The sequence below is a fragment of the Pseudomonas sp. C11 genome, from assembly GCF_034683865.1.
Taxonomy (GTDB): Bacteria; Pseudomonadota; Gammaproteobacteria; order Pseudomonadales; family Pseudomonadaceae; genus Aquipseudomonas.
Genome location: NZ_JAWIIP010000008.1, coordinates 54,187 through 69,292, shown reverse-complemented (window position 1 = coordinate 69,292; position 15,106 = coordinate 54,187). Strand labels below are relative to the sequence as shown.

General features: G+C 63.5%; 9 protein-coding genes and 1 pseudogene. 6 read left to right on the top strand and 4 right to left on the bottom strand.

Annotated features, from left to right (window positions below):
• Nucleotides 1-12 precede the first annotated feature (12 nt).
• Nucleotides 13-801: pseudogene (locus tag VC352_RS25475) on the top strand (HAMP domain-containing protein); the annotation flags it as partial.
• 150 nt (nucleotides 802-951) lie between these two features.
• Nucleotides 952-1,656 (top strand): methyl-accepting chemotaxis protein, encoded by a 705-nt coding sequence (locus VC352_RS25470; protein ID WP_416340184.1) that lies wholly within the window; start codon nucleotides 952-954, stop codon nucleotides 1,654-1,656.
• 33 nt (nucleotides 1,657-1,689) lie between these two features.
• On the opposite strand, the gene VC352_RS14095 is transcribed toward VC352_RS25470, so the two are convergent.
• The 3 genes from VC352_RS14095 to VC352_RS14085 form a co-directional block, all read right to left on the bottom strand.
• On the bottom strand, nucleotides 1,690-3,273 hold the full coding sequence (locus VC352_RS14095; protein WP_322980188.1) for a peptide chain release factor 3: 1,584 nt from the start codon (nucleotides 3,271-3,273) through the stop codon (nucleotides 1,690-1,692).
• Nucleotides 3,274-3,370: 97 nt separating this feature from the next.
• Nucleotides 3,371-4,099, bottom strand: coding sequence for a tetratricopeptide repeat protein (locus tag VC352_RS14090; protein WP_322980187.1), 729 nt, complete (start codon nucleotides 4,097-4,099; stop codon nucleotides 3,371-3,373).
• Complete coding sequence (locus VC352_RS14085; RefSeq protein ID WP_322980186.1) at nucleotides 4,096-4,776, bottom strand: Fe2+-dependent dioxygenase; 681 nt, start codon at nucleotides 4,774-4,776, stop codon at nucleotides 4,096-4,098. Before VC352_RS14085 ends, VC352_RS14090 begins: the two co-directional genes overlap by 4 nt.
• Before the next feature lie 175 nt (nucleotides 4,777-4,951).
• Between VC352_RS14085 and VC352_RS14080 the strand changes: the two genes are divergently transcribed.
• From VC352_RS14080 to VC352_RS14070, 3 genes are all read left to right on the top strand, one after another.
• Nucleotides 4,952-7,279 carry a TonB-dependent siderophore receptor gene (locus tag VC352_RS14080; protein ID WP_322980185.1) on the top strand — a complete coding sequence of 776 codons (2,328 nt, stop codon included), beginning with the start codon at nucleotides 4,952-4,954 and terminating at the stop codon, nucleotides 7,277-7,279.
• 164 nt (nucleotides 7,280-7,443) lie between these two features.
• Nucleotides 7,444-9,978 (top strand): sulfite reductase flavoprotein subunit alpha, encoded by a 2,535-nt coding sequence (locus VC352_RS14075; protein WP_322980184.1) that lies wholly within the window; start codon nucleotides 7,444-7,446, stop codon nucleotides 9,976-9,978.
• 414 nt (nucleotides 9,979-10,392) lie between these two features.
• Nucleotides 10,393-11,556, top strand: coding sequence for a type III PLP-dependent enzyme (locus VC352_RS14070; RefSeq protein WP_322980183.1), 1,164 nt, complete (start codon nucleotides 10,393-10,395; stop codon nucleotides 11,554-11,556).
• Nucleotides 11,557-11,639: 83 nt separating this feature from the next.
• On the opposite strand, the gene VC352_RS14065 is transcribed toward VC352_RS14070, so the two are convergent.
• The gene (locus tag VC352_RS14065; RefSeq protein ID WP_322980182.1) at nucleotides 11,640-13,871 is read right to left on the bottom strand and encodes a TonB-dependent receptor domain-containing protein; all 2,232 of its coding nucleotides are present in this window, start codon (nucleotides 13,869-13,871) and stop codon (nucleotides 11,640-11,642) included.
• Nucleotides 13,872-14,216: 345 nt separating this feature from the next.
• On the opposite strand from VC352_RS14065, the gene VC352_RS14060 reads away from it, so the two are divergent.
• Nucleotides 14,217-15,104, top strand: coding sequence for a PA4780 family RIO1-like protein kinase (locus tag VC352_RS14060; protein WP_322980181.1), 888 nt, complete (start codon nucleotides 14,217-14,219; stop codon nucleotides 15,102-15,104).
• The last annotated feature ends 2 nt before the right edge of the window (nucleotides 15,105-15,106 follow it).

Below are 15,106 nucleotides of genomic sequence, written 5' to 3'. Positions count from 1 at the left end.
CAGGCCGGTGCAATGCCGGCCGATATCCTGCGTGGTTCTAATCTCCGGAGAGTCAAGGTGAACGTCAGTATTACGCGTTTGATGTGGGGCAGTGCGCTGTTCATTCTGTTGACAGCCTTGGGCGTGGGAACCTGGATCACGCTGGAAATCGATGCGCTGGAGCTCAGAGAGGCGCGTGCCGTGCAGCTGACTGAGGCGCGCGAGAGCACCCAGGAGCTGCGTTACCACTTGGCTCAGGTGCAGCAGTTCTACACCGATGCCAGCCTCACCCAGGAGAACGAACCCGCCGTCGAGGCCGCGCAGCATTACCGTGAGGCCAAGCAACTGGTGGATGAGCTACGCGGCTTGCTGCCGTCCTACACCAGCCAGCTCGCGGCGCTCAACGAGCCGGTGGATCGCCTCGAGCAGACCGGGCAGCGCATGTTCCAGGCCTACAGCCAGCAGGGCAAACAGGCCGGCGATGAGGTGATGGAGGCGTTCGACGAGCAATCGGCCACGGTGATCGCGCGTTTCAATGAATTGCAGCAGCCGTTGAGCGAGGAGTTCGCCCAGGTGCGCTCGGGTATCGATCAGTTGATGAACGAGCTGCATTGGGTGACCTTGGGGGCGCTGGCGGTCATCGCGGTGGTGGTGTTTGGCGCGCTGCTGCTGATCAACCGCCGCGTGTTGCCCCCAATCCGTCGGCTTCACCACTCGTTGCAGGATCTGGCGTCCGGCTCCGGCGATCTGACCCGGATGATCAATCGCGAGGCCGAGGACGAGATCGGCGCGGTGGTCGATGCCTTCAACCAGTTCAGCCGCAACCTACGCGAGCAGATTGCCAGTGTTGGCGAGGTGGCCGGCACCCTGGAGCATTCTTCCGGGCAATTGGTCAGCGATGCCCAGGCCTCCGAGCGCAGTGCCGGCGTCTTGCGTGAAGAGATCGATCAGGTGGTCACCGCCGTGCACCAGATGACGGTGACCGTGCAGGGTGTTGCCGAGCATGCCCGTGGCAGCTCGGAGCAGACCGCCGAAGCCGACCGCGAAGTGCGTTCGGCGCTCAAGGTGATCGACGGCACCATCAGCGACATCCGCCAGTTGGCCAGTGAAGTGGGCAGCGCAGCGCAGGTGATCAGCCAACTGGAAACCCACTCTCAGGAAATCGGCGGCGTGCTGGAGGTGATCCGCACCATCGCCGAGCAGACCAATCTGCTGGCGCTCAATGCCGCCATCGAAGCCGCACGTGCCGGCGAGCAGGGGCGTGGCTTTGCCGTGGTCGCCGACGAGGTGCGTACCTTGGCCAGCCGTACTCAGGCTTCCACCGCGGAAATCGACAGCATGATCCAGCGTTTGCAGGGCACTTCTCGCCAGGCCGTGGACGCCATGCAGGCCAGCCAGAAACACGCGGACAACGGGGTTGCCCAGGCCGAGGCCGCCGGCAAAGCGCTGGGTAGCATCGGTGGTCTGGTGGAAACCGTATCGCGCAGCAGCCTGCAGATCGCCGAGGCGGCGCGCGAGCAGTCGCAGGTCAGTGACGAGATCAATCAGCGGGTGGCGAATCTGGGCGTGGAGGCCGGGCGTAGCGTGGCGCTGGCTGAGAACACCTTGCAGCGCGGGCGCCATGCCGGTGAGAACTCGCAGCGCTTGCGCGGCATCGTCGGGCGCTTTCGCTACTAAAAAGAACGGCCCGCTTGGCGGGCCGTTTTTCCATCAGTGGTGTTCGCGGGTGGCGCGGAATTTCACTTCCGGCCAACGCTCTTCCATCAGGCTCAGGTTGACGCGGGTCGGCGCCAGGTAGGTGAGGTGGCCACCGCCGTCGACGGCGAGGTTCTCGTAGGCCTTGTCCTTGAATTCCTTGAGCTTCTTCTCGTCGCTGCATTCGATCCAGCGCGCCGACCAGACGTTGATCGCCTCGTAAGCGCATTCCACCTTGTATTCCTCCTTCAGGCGGCTGGCGACCACGTCGAACTGCAGCACACCGACCGCGCCGAGGATGATGTCGTTGTTGCGCTCGGGGAAGAACACCTGGGTGGCGCCTTCTTCGGCCAGTTCCTGCAGGCCCTGGCGCAGCTGCTTGGACTTCAGCGGGTCTTTCAGACGCACACGGCGGAACAGTTCCGGGGCGAAGTGCGGGATGCCGGTGAAGCCCAGGTTCTCGCCTTCGGTGAAGGTGTCGCCGATCTGGATGGTGCCGTGGTTGTGCAGGCCGATGATGTCGCCGGCATAGGCTTCTTCCAGGTGCTCACGCTCGCTGGAGAAGAAGGTCAGCGCGTCGCCGACGCGCACGTCCTTGCCCAGGCGCGCGTGGCGCATCTTCATGCCCTGGGTGTACTTGCCCGAGCAGATGCGCATGAAGGCGATGCGGTCGCGGTGTTTCGGATCCATGTTCGCCTGGATCTTGAACACGAAGCCGGAGAACTTCTCCTCGGTCGGCTCCACAGTGCGCTCGTTGGCGGCGCGCGGCAGCGGGCGCGGCGCCCAGTCGACCACGGCGTCGAGTACGTGGTCGACGCCGAAGTTGCCCAGCGCGGTGCCGAAGAAAACCGGGGTCATCTCGCCCTTGAGGAAGGCGTCGGGCTCGAACTCATGGCAGGCGCCCTGCACCAGCTCCAGCTCCTCGACGAAGCGCTCGTACATGTCGCCCAGATGATTGCGCGCCTCGTCGGAGTCCAGCTTCTGGATGATCTTGGCTTCGGTGCGCTCGTGGCCATGGCCCGGGGTGTAGACGATGATGTAGTCGCCGCTCAGGTGGTAGACGCCCTTGAAGTCCTTGTAGCAGCCGATCGGCCAGGTGATGGGCGCGGCCTTGATCTTCAGGACGGCTTCGATCTCGTCGAGCAGTTCGATGGGGTCGCGGATGTCGCGGTCGAGTTTGTTGATGAAGCTGACGATGGGCGTGTCGCGCAGGCGGCACACGTCCATCAGGGCGATGGTACGCGGCTCGACGCCCTTACCGCCGTCGAGCACCATCAGCGCGCTGTCCACGGCGGTCAGGGTGCGGTAGGTGTCTTCGGAGAAGTCTTCGTGGCCGGGCGTGTCGAGCAGGTTGACGATGTGCTCGCGGTAAGGGAACTGCATCACCGAGGTGGTGATGGAGATGCCGCGCTGCTTCTCCATCTCCATCCAGTCGGAGGTAGCATGGCGGTCGGACTTACGCGACTTCACCGTGCCGGCCACTTCGATGGCCTTGCCCATCAGCAGCAGCTTCTCGGTGATGGTGGTCTTACCGGCGTCCGGGTGGGAGATGATGGCGAAGGTACGGCGCTTGGCGACTTCGGCGGCCTGGGTGGTCATGGCGGAGAGGTCCTGTCGACGATCGGTCGAGCTGTCGGAAAAAAGCCGCGATTATACCGGCAAAACGCAACGAGGCGTTGGCCGCCTGGCATGCGCTTTATGCTGGCAGGGCGGCCAGGGCTGCCTGATCCTCGTCGTCACCCAGCTCGGCGGCGCGCTGATGGTAGGCCAGCCCCAGGTCGGCGCAGCCCGGCAGCGCCATAACGCGGGCACGTGTGGCGCGCAGGAAGTTCAGGTTGCCGCCCGCCAGCGCCCGCTCCAGCCACAGGCGGGCCGTGTCCGGTTCGCCCAGCTCCAGCAGACGCAGGGCATAACTGAACTGGCCGCGAAAGTCGCCGGCCTGCGCCGAGCGCTCGAACCAATGCAGCGCCGCTTGGCGATCTGGCGCTGCCAGCACGCCTTCATCGAGGTAGCGTCCCAGCAGGTTCATCGACTTGGCATGCCCCAACTGCGCCGCGCGCTGGTACAGGGCGAAGGCGCCCGCATGATTCTGCGCCACGCCGCGACCGGCGCCCAGCAGGTTGGCCAGGTTGTACATGCCCCAGTCCAGGCCGAGCGCCGCCGCGCGTTGATAGTGATGGGCGGCGGCCAGCAGATCCAGGTGGCAGCCCCAGCCATGTTCCAGGCAGCGACCGAGCATGTTCAGCGCCATCGCATGGCCCTGGCGTGCGGCGATGCCGAACCAGGTGAAGGCCAGTTTGGCATCGCGGGCGATGCCGTGACCTTCGAGCAGAATCTGCCCGAGCATCGTTTGCGCCTCCACCTCGCCGCGGCCCGCAGCGGCGAGCAGCAGGCTGGCAGTGGCGCGCGGATTGTCCGTGCTCACACGTCCACCCAGCGGCGCAGCAGGTTGTGGTAGGTGCCGGTGAGCTGGATCAGCGACGGGTGGTCGGGTACGTCGCGGGTCAGGGTCTGGATCGCCACGTCCATCTCGAACAGCAGGGCGCGCTGGCTGTCTTCGCGCACCAGGCTCTGTGTCCAGAAGAACGAGGCCAGGCGCCTGCCACGGGTGATCGGCTGCACGCGGTGCAGGCTGGTGGCCGGATACAGCACCAGGTCACCGGCCGGCAGCTTGATCTCGCGGGTGCCGTAGGTGTCCTGGATCACCAGTTCGCCACCGTCGTAATCCTCCGGGTCGCTGAAGAACAGGGTCGAGGACAGGTCGGTGCGGATGCGTTCGCCACTGTCGCGCACCGCCCGTACGGCGTTGTCGATGTGGTAGCCGAAGGCATCGCCGTTGCGGTAGCAGTTGAACAGCGGCGGGAAGATCTTGCGTGGCAGCGCCGCCGACATGAACAGGGCATTGCGCTGAAGGCGCTGGACTATGGCTTCGCGCAATTCCACCGCCAGCGGGTTGTCGTCGGCCAACTGCAGGTTGTGCTTGGCCTTGGCCGACTGGTAGCCGGCGGTGGCCTTGCCGTCCATCCATTCGGTGGCCTCCAGGGCCTGACGGATGTTGAGGACTTCTTCGCGCGTGAAGAGCTGGGGGATGTGCAGCAGCATGTGGGCGTCCGGTTGGTTGCGCAGCGGAATCGGGGCGTCTCTGCCTAGCGGATAACCCGCGAGTCAGGGTTGTCATGCGCAGTTGAGAAAATATTTGCTAATTATTCGCATTTGTATTGAAAAATACAATTTGTAGCAAATAAGATTCGCTCGCATTTTTTCTGGACGCCTTTCCATGCATAACAACGAGCCAACACTGTCTGCCGCGCTGTCGCAAAAATCGCTGCTGGTATCCGCCATTGGTCTTGCCATCGTTTCTCACGGTGGCGCAGTGGTCGCTGCCGAGTCCGATACTCAAAAGACCTCGCCACTCGAGCTCGAAAGCCTGTCGGTGAGCGGTTCTGCCGAAACCGACGGTTATCAGCCGCAGGCGCCGTCCTCGCCGAAATACACCGAGCTGCTGCGTGATACCCCGCAAACCATCACCGTGGTGCCGAAGCAGGTCATCGAAGATCAGAACCTGCTGACCATGCGCGACATCCTCAGCACCGTACCGGGCATCACCTTCGGCGCCGGGGAGGGCGGCGGTGGTTATGGCGACAGCATCAACCTGCGGGGCTTCTCGGCCAGCAACGACATCCAGGTCGACGGCGTGCGTGACAGCGCGCAGTACAGCCGCACCGACCCGTTCAACCTGGAGCAGGTGGAAGTCGTCAACGGCGCCAGTTCGGTGTACTCCGGCGGCGGTTCGATCGGTGGCACCATCAACCTGGTGACCAAGGCGCCGCAGATGCGTGATTTCACCAAGATCAGCACGGCGGTCGGCACCGACAACTACAAGCGCATCACCCTGGACACCAACCAGAAGCTCAACGACACCACGGCGGCGCGCCTCAACCTGATGGCCCACGGCAACGATGCGCCTGGGCGCGATTACGAGGATTACGAGCGCTGGGGCATCGCCCCGTCGATCGCTTTCGGCCTGGGCACGCCGACCCGCGTGACCCTCGCCTTCGAGCATCAGGAAGACGACAACCTGCCGCAGTTCGGTGTGCCGATCTACGACGGCAAGCTGCTGCCGGGTGCGGACTGGGATAACTATTACGGCTATCACAACGTCAACAAGCAGGAAATCACCACCGATGCCTTCAGCCTGAAGCTGGAGCATGAGCTCAATGATGCGCTGTCACTGCGCAACTTCAGCCGGGTGGCGCGCGTGCGTCAGGAAACCTGGGTGTCCGGGCCGGAAGGGGCTTCCACGGCCTGTTTGGCCAGCGGCGTGACGCCGACCGGTGCCGCCTGCGCCGCTGGTCTGACGCCGGGCTTCTTCCGGCCCAGCGGTGGTTCGCTGGGCAATGCGCGCGACACCGAGAACCGCATCTTTACCAACCAGACCGACCTGACCAGCCGCTTCTCCACCGGTTTCATCGACCACACCCTGGTCACCGGCGTCGCGCTGACCCGCGAGGAGTACGAGGCGAGCACCGGTAACTGGCGTTACAACGCCGCGGGTGCACTGGTGACGCCGCCGCCGGTGAGCATCAGCGATCCTGATTCGCACTGGGATGGCCCGGTGAACTTCATCAAGACGGCGAAAATCGACGGTGAGCTGAACAACCGCGCCGTGTATGCCTTCGACACCCTGAAGTTCAACGAGCAGTGGGAGCTCAACGGCGGCCTGCGCTACGAGCGCAATGAAGGCAGCTCGGCGACCGATGCGATCAATGCCGTCAGCGGTGCCGTAACGCGCGGGGCGCGTTACCACAACAGCGATGACTTGCTTTCCTATCGTCTGGGTGTGGTCTACAAGCCGGCCGAGAACGGCAGCATCTACGTGGCCTATGGCAACAGCCAGACCGCCTCGCAGGCCACCGTCAATGGCAGTTGCTTCAGTGCCGGGCGCGGCAGCAACCCGAGCAGCAATAACTGCGATGCCGAGCCGGAGAAGTCCGTCAGCTATGAAATCGGCACCAAGTGGGATCTGCTCGATGAGCGCCTGTCGCTGACCGCAGCGGTGTTCCGCAACGACCGCACCAACTACAAGGTGGCCAGCAACGACCCGAGCAACCTGTCCGGCGAGCAGACGCTCGATGGCCAGGCTCGTGTCGATGGTGTGGCGCTAGGGGCGATGGGGGCGATCACCGACCGCTGGAAGGTCTTCGCCAACTACACCTACCTGCACACCGAAGTGCTGCAGAGTGTCAGCGATTACACCCTGCAGAACACTGGCGTCGATGCGCAGAAGGGCAAACCGCTGACCTTCACGCCCAAGCATGCGGCGAGCATCTGGACCACCTATGACCTGCCTTACAACCTGCAGGTCGGTTATGGCCTGACCACCCAGAGCAAGCAGTACCTGGCCAGTGCCGACAACGCGCCGACTGCTGCCGGATACACCGTGCACCGGGCGATGCTCGGCTACAAGGTCAACCGCAACCTGAACCTGCGTCTGAACGTCAACAACCTGTTCGACAAGCAGTACCTGACGCGCATTCGCAACAACGGCTGGGCGACTCCCGGCGATGCGCGGGCTGCGATCCTGACGGCCGATTACAGCTTCTGACCCATTGCCGAATCCCCGGTGCAGCTCGCCTGTGCCGGGGATTTCGTGCGTCCGCAAGCGGGTAAAAAAGATGTAAAGGCTATTCCTTGAAAATAACTCTCAAATAGAATCCGCTCTCGTCTGCCTAGGGCGGCGTTCTTAATCGTGATGCAAGAGTGATCGACGTGTTCAAGAAAGTCCTATTCCAATTGCACTGGTTGCTCGGCATCACTGCTGGCCTGGTGTTGGCCATCGTCGGCTTGACCGGTGCTCTCTACAGCTTCGAAGGGGAGATCCTGCGGGCGCTGAATGCCGAGCGTTGGCAGATTCAGCCAGTCGAGCAGGGGCCGCTTGCCCCGGTGGAGCTGGTGGCGAAGATCGAATCGAGCACAGGTGATCGCGTTTCCGGCCTGTGGCTCGACAGCCGTCATGAAGGGCCGGGTATGGCGTTCCTGGCACCCAAGCCGGGCGAGCGGCGTGGCCCGCGAATCGTCTTCGACCCGTATACCGGCGAGGTGCTTGGCAACCCGGTGGGGCAGGGCTTCTTCATGCTGATGCTGCAGTTGCACCGGTTCCTGGCCATGGGTGAGGTGGGCAAGCAGATCACCGCTGCCAGTACCCTGGCGCTGATCTTCTTCTGCCTCTCCGGCCTGTACCTGCGCTGGCCGCGCCAGGCGTTGAACTGGCGTACCTGGCTGACTCTGGACTGGAAGAAGAAAGGTCGTAGCTTCAACTGGGATCTGCATGCGGTCGCGGGCACCTGGGCGCTGTTGTTCTATTTATGCGCCGCGCTGACGGCGTTGTATTGGTCTTACGGCTGGTACCGCGACGGCCTGACCCACCTGCTCTCTGACGCCCCTGCCGAACAGCGTGGCGAAGGTCGCGGTGGCCGTGGCGGTCGCGCAGCACCGGCCGGCCCGCTGCCCGAGGTGGATTACGTGGCCCTCTGGCAAACTCTCGAACGCACCGCCGGGCCTCGGCTGGTTTCCTGGAACCTGCGCCTGCCGCCGGTGGCGGGTCAGCCAGCGACAGTGTTCTACCTGCTGGACGACGCCGAGCACGTGCGTGCGTTCAATGAGATGCGCATCGATCCGAAGAGCGGGGCGCTGCTCAGCGACCAGCGTTATGCCGACAAGTCGTTCAAGGCGCAGTTGCTCGCCAGCATCTACTCGTTGCATGTCGGTGAATACTTCGGCCTGCCGGGACGCATCCTGATGATGCTGGCCAGTGCCGCCATGCCGTTGTTCTTCATCACCGGCTGGCTGCTGTATCTGGATCGCCGGCGCAAGAAGCGCGCGGTGCAAGCTGCCCGTGGTGCGCTGGGGCACACGGCCGAGGGCGAGGGCTGGCTGGTGGGCTTTGCCAGCCAGAGTGGCTTTGCCGAGCAACTGGCCTGGCAGAGTGCCGGGCAATTGCAGGCCGCCGGCATTGCGGTGCGCGTCGAGCCTTTGTCGCGCCTCGACGCCGACAGCCTGAGCCGTACGCAGAAGGCGCTGTTCGTGGTCAGCACCTTCGGTGATGGCGAGGCGCCGGACGCCGCGCAGGGCTTCGAGCGCAAGGTGCTTGGCGGTGCCGTCGCACTCGATCAGCTCAGTTATGCCGTGCTGGCCTTGGGCGACCGGCAGTACCAGCACTTCTGTGGTTTCGCTCGGCGGGTCAACGACTGGCTGGGCCGTCAGGGCGCGCGCTCGCTGTTCGCCCCGGTTGAGGTGGATGGTGACGACCAGGCCGCACTGCAGCGCTGGCAGCAGCACCTGAGCGACCTGACCGGCGCCGCGCCGATTCGCTTTGAGGCCGCCCCCTGGCAGAACTGGGCGCTGCAGCAGCGCACGTTGCTCAACCCGGATAGCCAGGGCGCGCCGGTCTATCGGCTCGACCTGCTGCCACCGCCAGCGTGCACCTGGCTGGCGGGCGATATCCTGGAAATTCAGCCGCGCCATGCGCAGGCACGGGTACGGGCCTGGTTGCAGCACTACGGGCTCGTTGGTGATGAGCCGGTGAAGCTCGACGGGCGCGCCTGCAGCCTTGCCGATGCGCTGAGCGAACGCCAGTTGCCGGACAGCTTCGCCCATCTGGTCGGCCTGCATGGGCAAGCCTTGGTCGAGGCGCTGGCGCCACTGGGCGCGCGCGAATACTCGATTGCCTCGGTCGCCGCCGATGGCGTACTGACGCTGATCGTGCGCCAGGCCGTGCAGGCCGATGGCAGTCTGGGCCTGGGCTCCGGCTGGCTGACGCAGCATTTGCCCGAGGGGGCTCAGGTGCAGGCGCGGGTGCGGCGCAACAGCGGTTTCCACCTGCCGGACGATGACCGCCCGCTGATCCTGATTGGCAACGGCACCGGCCTGGCCGGCCTGCGTTCGTTGCTGCGTGCGCGCACCCTGGCCGGGCAGTCGCGCAACTGGCTGCTGTTCGGCGAGCGCAACCGCGCGCAGGACTTCTTCTGCGGCGACGAGTTGCAGGCCGCGCTGGCCGCTGGCGAGCTGCAGCATCTGGATCTGGCCTTCTCCCGCGATCAGGCCGAGAAACGCTACGTGCAGGATCTGCTGCGCGAGCAGCACCTGCGTCTGCATGACTGGCTGAGCGACGGCGCTGCTCTTTATGTCTGCGGCAGTCTGCAGGGCATGGCGGGCGGGGTCGATGCCGCCCTGCGTGAACTGCTCGGCGAGGACGAGGTGCAGGGGCTGATCGAAGCCGGGCGCTACCGCCGCGACGTGTACTGAAAAATCGACTGAAATGGCGCTGTAATCTGCCTGTTGCAGACTGGCTGAAAGCCACGCCCGTTCAGCATTTCAGGCCGTTTTGTGCGATATCCGGAACGTTCACCGGTCGAGGTGAAATTAGGGGTAATTTCCGGTTGATCTGACGGGCGCATGGTCTTAAAGTCCGCGCCCGAACGTCCATGCTGGAAACGATCCATCCGGCTCAAGTACTGACGACGAGAGATCGCTGGTGGCCCACCGCGATCAGTGATGCTCGGCGACATGCCTTGGGAAGTAGGCGAACCAAAGTGGGGAAACTGTCAGACGTTCAGGCCAGTGCTCCGTGCGCGGCCACCCCCTACACGTAGCGGAACCTGTCAGGCGTTTCGCTGCCCGAATCCATGTGTTCCTGGTTTTGCCATTGGAGTCCCCAGCATGTCGATCAAGGTCGAAGACTACTACGCACCCGCCACTTTCCAGCGCATGAAGGCATTCGCCGATCAGCACGAAACCCCCTTCGTGGTGATCGACCGGCAGATCATTGCCGACGCCTACGATCAACTGGGCAACTGCTTCCCGTTCGCCAAGACCTATTACGCGGTCAAGGCCAACCCCGCCATCGAGATCATCGAGCTGCTGCGCGACAAGGGCTCGAACTTCGACATCGCCTCGATCTACGAGCTGGACAAGGTCATGGGCGCCGGTGTCGGCCCCGAGCGCATCAGCTACGGCAACACCATCAAGAAGGCGCGCGACGTTCGCTACTTCTATGAAAAGGGCGTGCGCTTGTTCGCCACCGACTCCGAAGCCGACCTGCGCAACATCGCCAAGGCCGCTCCGGGCGCCAAGGTCTATGTGCGCATCCTCACCGAAGGTTCCACCAGCGCCGACTGGCCGCTGAGCCGCAAGTTCGGCTGCCAGCCGGACATGGCCTTGGATCTGCTGATCCTGGCCAAGCAACTGGGCCTGGTGCCGTACGGCATCTCCTTCCACGTGGGTTCGCAGCAGCGTGACATCGACGTCTGGGACGCGGCCATCGCCAAGGTCAAGGTGATCTTCGAGCGTCTGAAAGAAGAAGACGGCATCACCCTGCAGATGATCAACATGGGTGGCGGCTTCCCGGCCAACTACATCCAGCGCACCAATGACCTGGAAACCTACGCCGAGGAAATCACCCGCTTCCTCAAGGAAGACTTCGGTGACGACCTGCCGGAAATCATCCTCGAGCCAGGCCGCTCGCTGATCGCCAACGCCGGCGTGCTGGTGTCGGAAGTGGTGCTGGTGGCGCGTAAATCGCGTACCGCCGTGGAGCGTTGGGTGTATGCCGACGTGGGCAAGTTCAGCGGCCTGATCGAAACCATGGACGAGTCGATCAAGTTCCCCATCTGGACCGAGAAGAAGGGCGAGATGGAAGAAGTCGTCATCGCCGGCCCAACCTGCGACAGCGCCGACATCATGTACGAACACTACAAGTACGGCCTGCCGCTGAACCTGGCCAGCGGTGACCGCCTGTACTGGCTGTCCACCGGTGCCTACACCACCAGCTACAGCGCCGTGGAATTCAATGGCTTCCCGCCGCTGAAGTCCTACTACCTGTAAGCCTGCCCAGAACGTCCGCCTCGCGCGGGCGTAAAAAAAGCCGCCAGCCCTTTCGGGGTGGCGGCTTTTCTTTTGCCTGTGGATCAGAACTCGATCACCGTCGACAGCCAGAGGCGGCGGCCTTCTTCCAGGGTGCCGGTGGTGGATTGCCCGATCTGGGTGTAGTCGGAGGCCCAGCCAGTGGTGCCTGTATTGGTGGTGTAGTAGCTGCCGCTGGTGAAGTCCTTGTCGAACAGGTTGTAGATCGTGGCGTTGAGCGTCACGTTCTTCGAGACCTTGAACGAACCGCCAAGGTGGAACACTTCATAGGCTTTCAGATCACCGGCTGCGTCGAACAGCGCCTTGTTGGCGGCCGTCAGGTTTTCGTAGCGGTCGGTGAAGCGGGCACGCTCACCGCGGTACTCACCCTTGAACCACAGGGTGAGGCGACTATTGGCAGCCCAGCTCAGGCGTGCGTGAGCCATGTGCTCCGGGGTATTGGTCAGCGGGGCGCCCTTGTTGATGCCGCTCTTCTGCTCGCTATCGGTGTAGGTGTAGTTGAGAGCCAATGCCCAGGCCGGCGCGAATTCCCAGCGTCCCGCGACTTCCACACCCTGGGTGACGGCTTCGCCAATGTTGACGCTCTGGGCGAAGCTCTCCTGAGTGAAGCCCGGGCCATAGCTGACGCAGCCCGGCTGGTTCGGGTTGGCGGTGTAGAAGCAGTTGGCCAGTGGCGTGCCGTCGTCGATCTTGTCCTTGAACTTGTTATGGAACAGGGTGACGTTGGCGTTGAAGTCCGAGAGGTTGTCGTAGTACGCACCGATTTCGGTGTTGGTGGTGATCTCCGGATCGAGGTCAGGGCTGCCGATAGTGATGGTCGAGCCCTGGCCCGTCACGCCATTGATGCCATCGTGCAGTTGGTTGAGTGTCGGCGTCTTGTAGCCACGGCTTACACCACCCTTGAGTGTCCAGGTGTCGCTGGTGTTCCAGACCAGATAGGCCCGCGGGCTGACATGACCGCCGAAGGCGTCGTGATCCTCGTAGCGAGTGCCCAGGGTCAGCGCCAGATCGTCACGCAGACGCCACTCGTCTTCGGCGAAAAGCGCCCAGGAGGTTTGCTGGAAATCTTCATCGGCGATGCCGTCGCTCACCTTGGCGTCCCACCACTGGGCGCCGACGGTCGCGATGTGCGACTCACCCAGCGGGGCGATGAATTTGCTGTCGACGACCAGGTCGGTGGATTTCAGCTTGCGATCATCGCCAATCACGATCGAGGGGAAACCGGTATAGGCATTGCCGATGGGGGTGCCTGGAATGGTTCGACCGAAGGTTTCCGTGGTGTTGTGGGTGATGCTGCTTTCCAGGGTGCCCAGGCTGAAGCGACCGGTGTGGCTGAGGGCGAATTGATCGCGCTCGAAGCGCAGTTCGTCTCTGTAGCCGTTGGCCCGCAGCGGGGCGTTGGTGGTGCAGCCATCGGTGGCACTGCCGCCGCTCTTGCCATCGAGGTTGCCGAGCTGGCAGTCATCGTTGTTATAGACCTGACGGCCACGCTCGAAGTCCAGCGCGAAATCATGGTCTTCGTTCGGTGTCAGGGTCAGTCGGCTGCCGAACGTGCTGTTGCGTCCTTCGACCGGCGATGCGCCGCGCTTGCTGACGGTGCTGTCGTTGTCGAACTGCAGATCCGATTCTCCCCGGTCATATAGGCTGCCGCGTACCGCCAGGCCGAGCAAGCCTTCGATCAGCGGGCCGCTGGCGTAGAGGCTGGTGTTGCTGGCTTCGCCGTAATCGCGGTTCTCCTGGAAGGTGTGATCGAGGCTCAGGCTGGCGCCCCATTCCTTGGCCACCTTGCGGGTGATGATATTGACCACGCCGCCCATGGCATCGGAGCCATAGAGGGTCGACATCGGGCCACGGATCACCTCGATCCGTTCGATGGCGGACATGGGCGGCATGAAGCTGGTGGCGGTCTCGTTGAAACCGTTGGGGGTAACGTTACCCGCGGTGTTCTGGCGACGACCGTCGATCAGGATCAGGGTGTAGTCGCTGGGCATGCCGCGGATGCTGATGTTCAGGCCGCCGGTCTTGCCGGTGCCCTGGCGCACATCGATGCCTTCCACATCCTCCAGTGCCTGCCCCAGGTTGCTGTAACGCTTCTGCTGCAGTTCCTCGCGGCTGATCACGCTGATGCTGGCAGGCGCCTCGGTGATTTTCTGCTCGAAACCCGAGGCGCTGATGACGACTTCGCCCAGGCTGGTGGGCTCATCGGCATGGACACCGAAACTGGCGGCCAGCGCGATGGCGCTGGCAAGGGCGGAACGAGGGCGAAGGGCAAACATCGACGACTCCTGACGATGATTTACGGGAAGATCATTGCGAGGGGCGGGATGATAGTGATTTGCATGTAAGGTTCAATCGCGAATCATTCGCAATACTTTGCGGCAGGCGTCCAGCTCCCGTCGTGCCTGGCCTGCAGGCAGGTGTAAATTTTGTAAATGAGACAATTTCTTGTTCGTGCGCTGGGCTTTTGCCTCGACAGGTGAAGTGTCCCAGGATCGGATGTTTGTGCTGAGCGAGCGCTTTCGTGCGTTTTGGCCGATCAACTGTCGGCAGCGAAGACGTGCTGTGAGAGGATGGGGCCCTCAAGACAATCCCCGGCTAGACAGGATCCGTCATTTACACCGATGAAGACGCCCAAACGTATTGAACCCCTGGTCGAAGACGGCCTGGTGGACGAGGTGCTGCGACCGCTGATGAGTGGCAAGGAGGCGGCCGTTTATGTGGTGCGCTGCGGCGACGAGCTGCGCTGCGCCAAGGTGTACAAGGAGGCCAACAAGCGCAGCTTTCGCCAGGCCTCCGAGTATCAGGAGGGCCGCAAGGTGCGCGGTAGCCGCCAGGCGCGGGCCATGGCCAAGGGCAGCAAGTACGGGCGCAAGGAGCAGGAGCAAGCCTGGCAGAACGCCGAAGTGGCGGCCCTGTTCCGCCTCGCCAGTGCCGGCGTGCGGGTGCCCAAGCCCTACGACTTTCTCGATGGCGTGTTGCTGATGGAGCTGGTCGGCGACGGTGAAGGCGATGTGGCGCCGCGCCTCAACGATGTCGAACTGCACCCGGACGATGCGCGTGAATTCCATGCCTTCATGATCCAGGAGATCGTCAAGATGCTCTGCGCCGGTCTGGTGCATGGCGACCTGTCGGAATTCAACGTGCTGCTCGGCCCCGATGGCCCGGTGATCATCGACCTGCCGCAGGCGGTGGATGCGGCGGCCAACAACCATGCCTTCAGCATGCTCGAGCGCGACGTGCGCAACATGGCCGACTACTTCGGCCAGTTCGCCCCGGAGCTGAAGTACACCAAGTACGCCAAGGAAATGTGGGCGTTGTACGAGGCCGGCAAGCTGCAGCCGCACAGCCAGCTCACCGGCGAGTTCGCCGAGCCGGAAGATCCCGCCGACATCGACGCGGTGATGCGCGAGATCAAGGCGGCGCTGGCCGAAGAGGCGAAGAAGCAGGCCCTGCGCAATGCCGAGGACGAACCCAAGGACGCCGAGCCGACGCCGCCCTGGATGCGCTGAAT

Bases quoted from the DNA above. Each gene is read 5' to 3' on its own strand.
- VC352_RS14080 (WP_322980185.1), top strand. From the start codon at position 4,952: ATGCATAACAACGAGCCAACACTGTCTGCCGCGCTGTCGCAAAAATCG.
- VC352_RS14065 (WP_322980182.1), bottom strand. From the start codon at position 13,871: ATGTTTGCCCTTCGCCCTCGTTCCGCCCTTGCCAGCGCCATCGCGCTG.
- VC352_RS25470 (WP_416340184.1), top strand. From the start codon at position 952: ATGACGGTGACCGTGCAGGGTGTTGCCGAGCATGCCCGTGGCAGCTCG.
- VC352_RS14060 (WP_322980181.1), top strand. From the start codon at position 14,217: ATGAAGACGCCCAAACGTATTGAACCCCTGGTCGAAGACGGCCTGGTG.
- VC352_RS14085 (WP_322980186.1), bottom strand. From the start codon at position 4,776: ATGCTGCTGCACATCCCCCAGCTCTTCACGCGCGAAGAAGTCCTCAAC.
- VC352_RS14095 (WP_322980188.1), bottom strand. From the start codon at position 3,273: ATGACCACCCAGGCCGCCGAAGTCGCCAAGCGCCGTACCTTCGCCATC.
- VC352_RS14070 (WP_322980183.1), top strand. From the start codon at position 10,393: ATGTCGATCAAGGTCGAAGACTACTACGCACCCGCCACTTTCCAGCGC.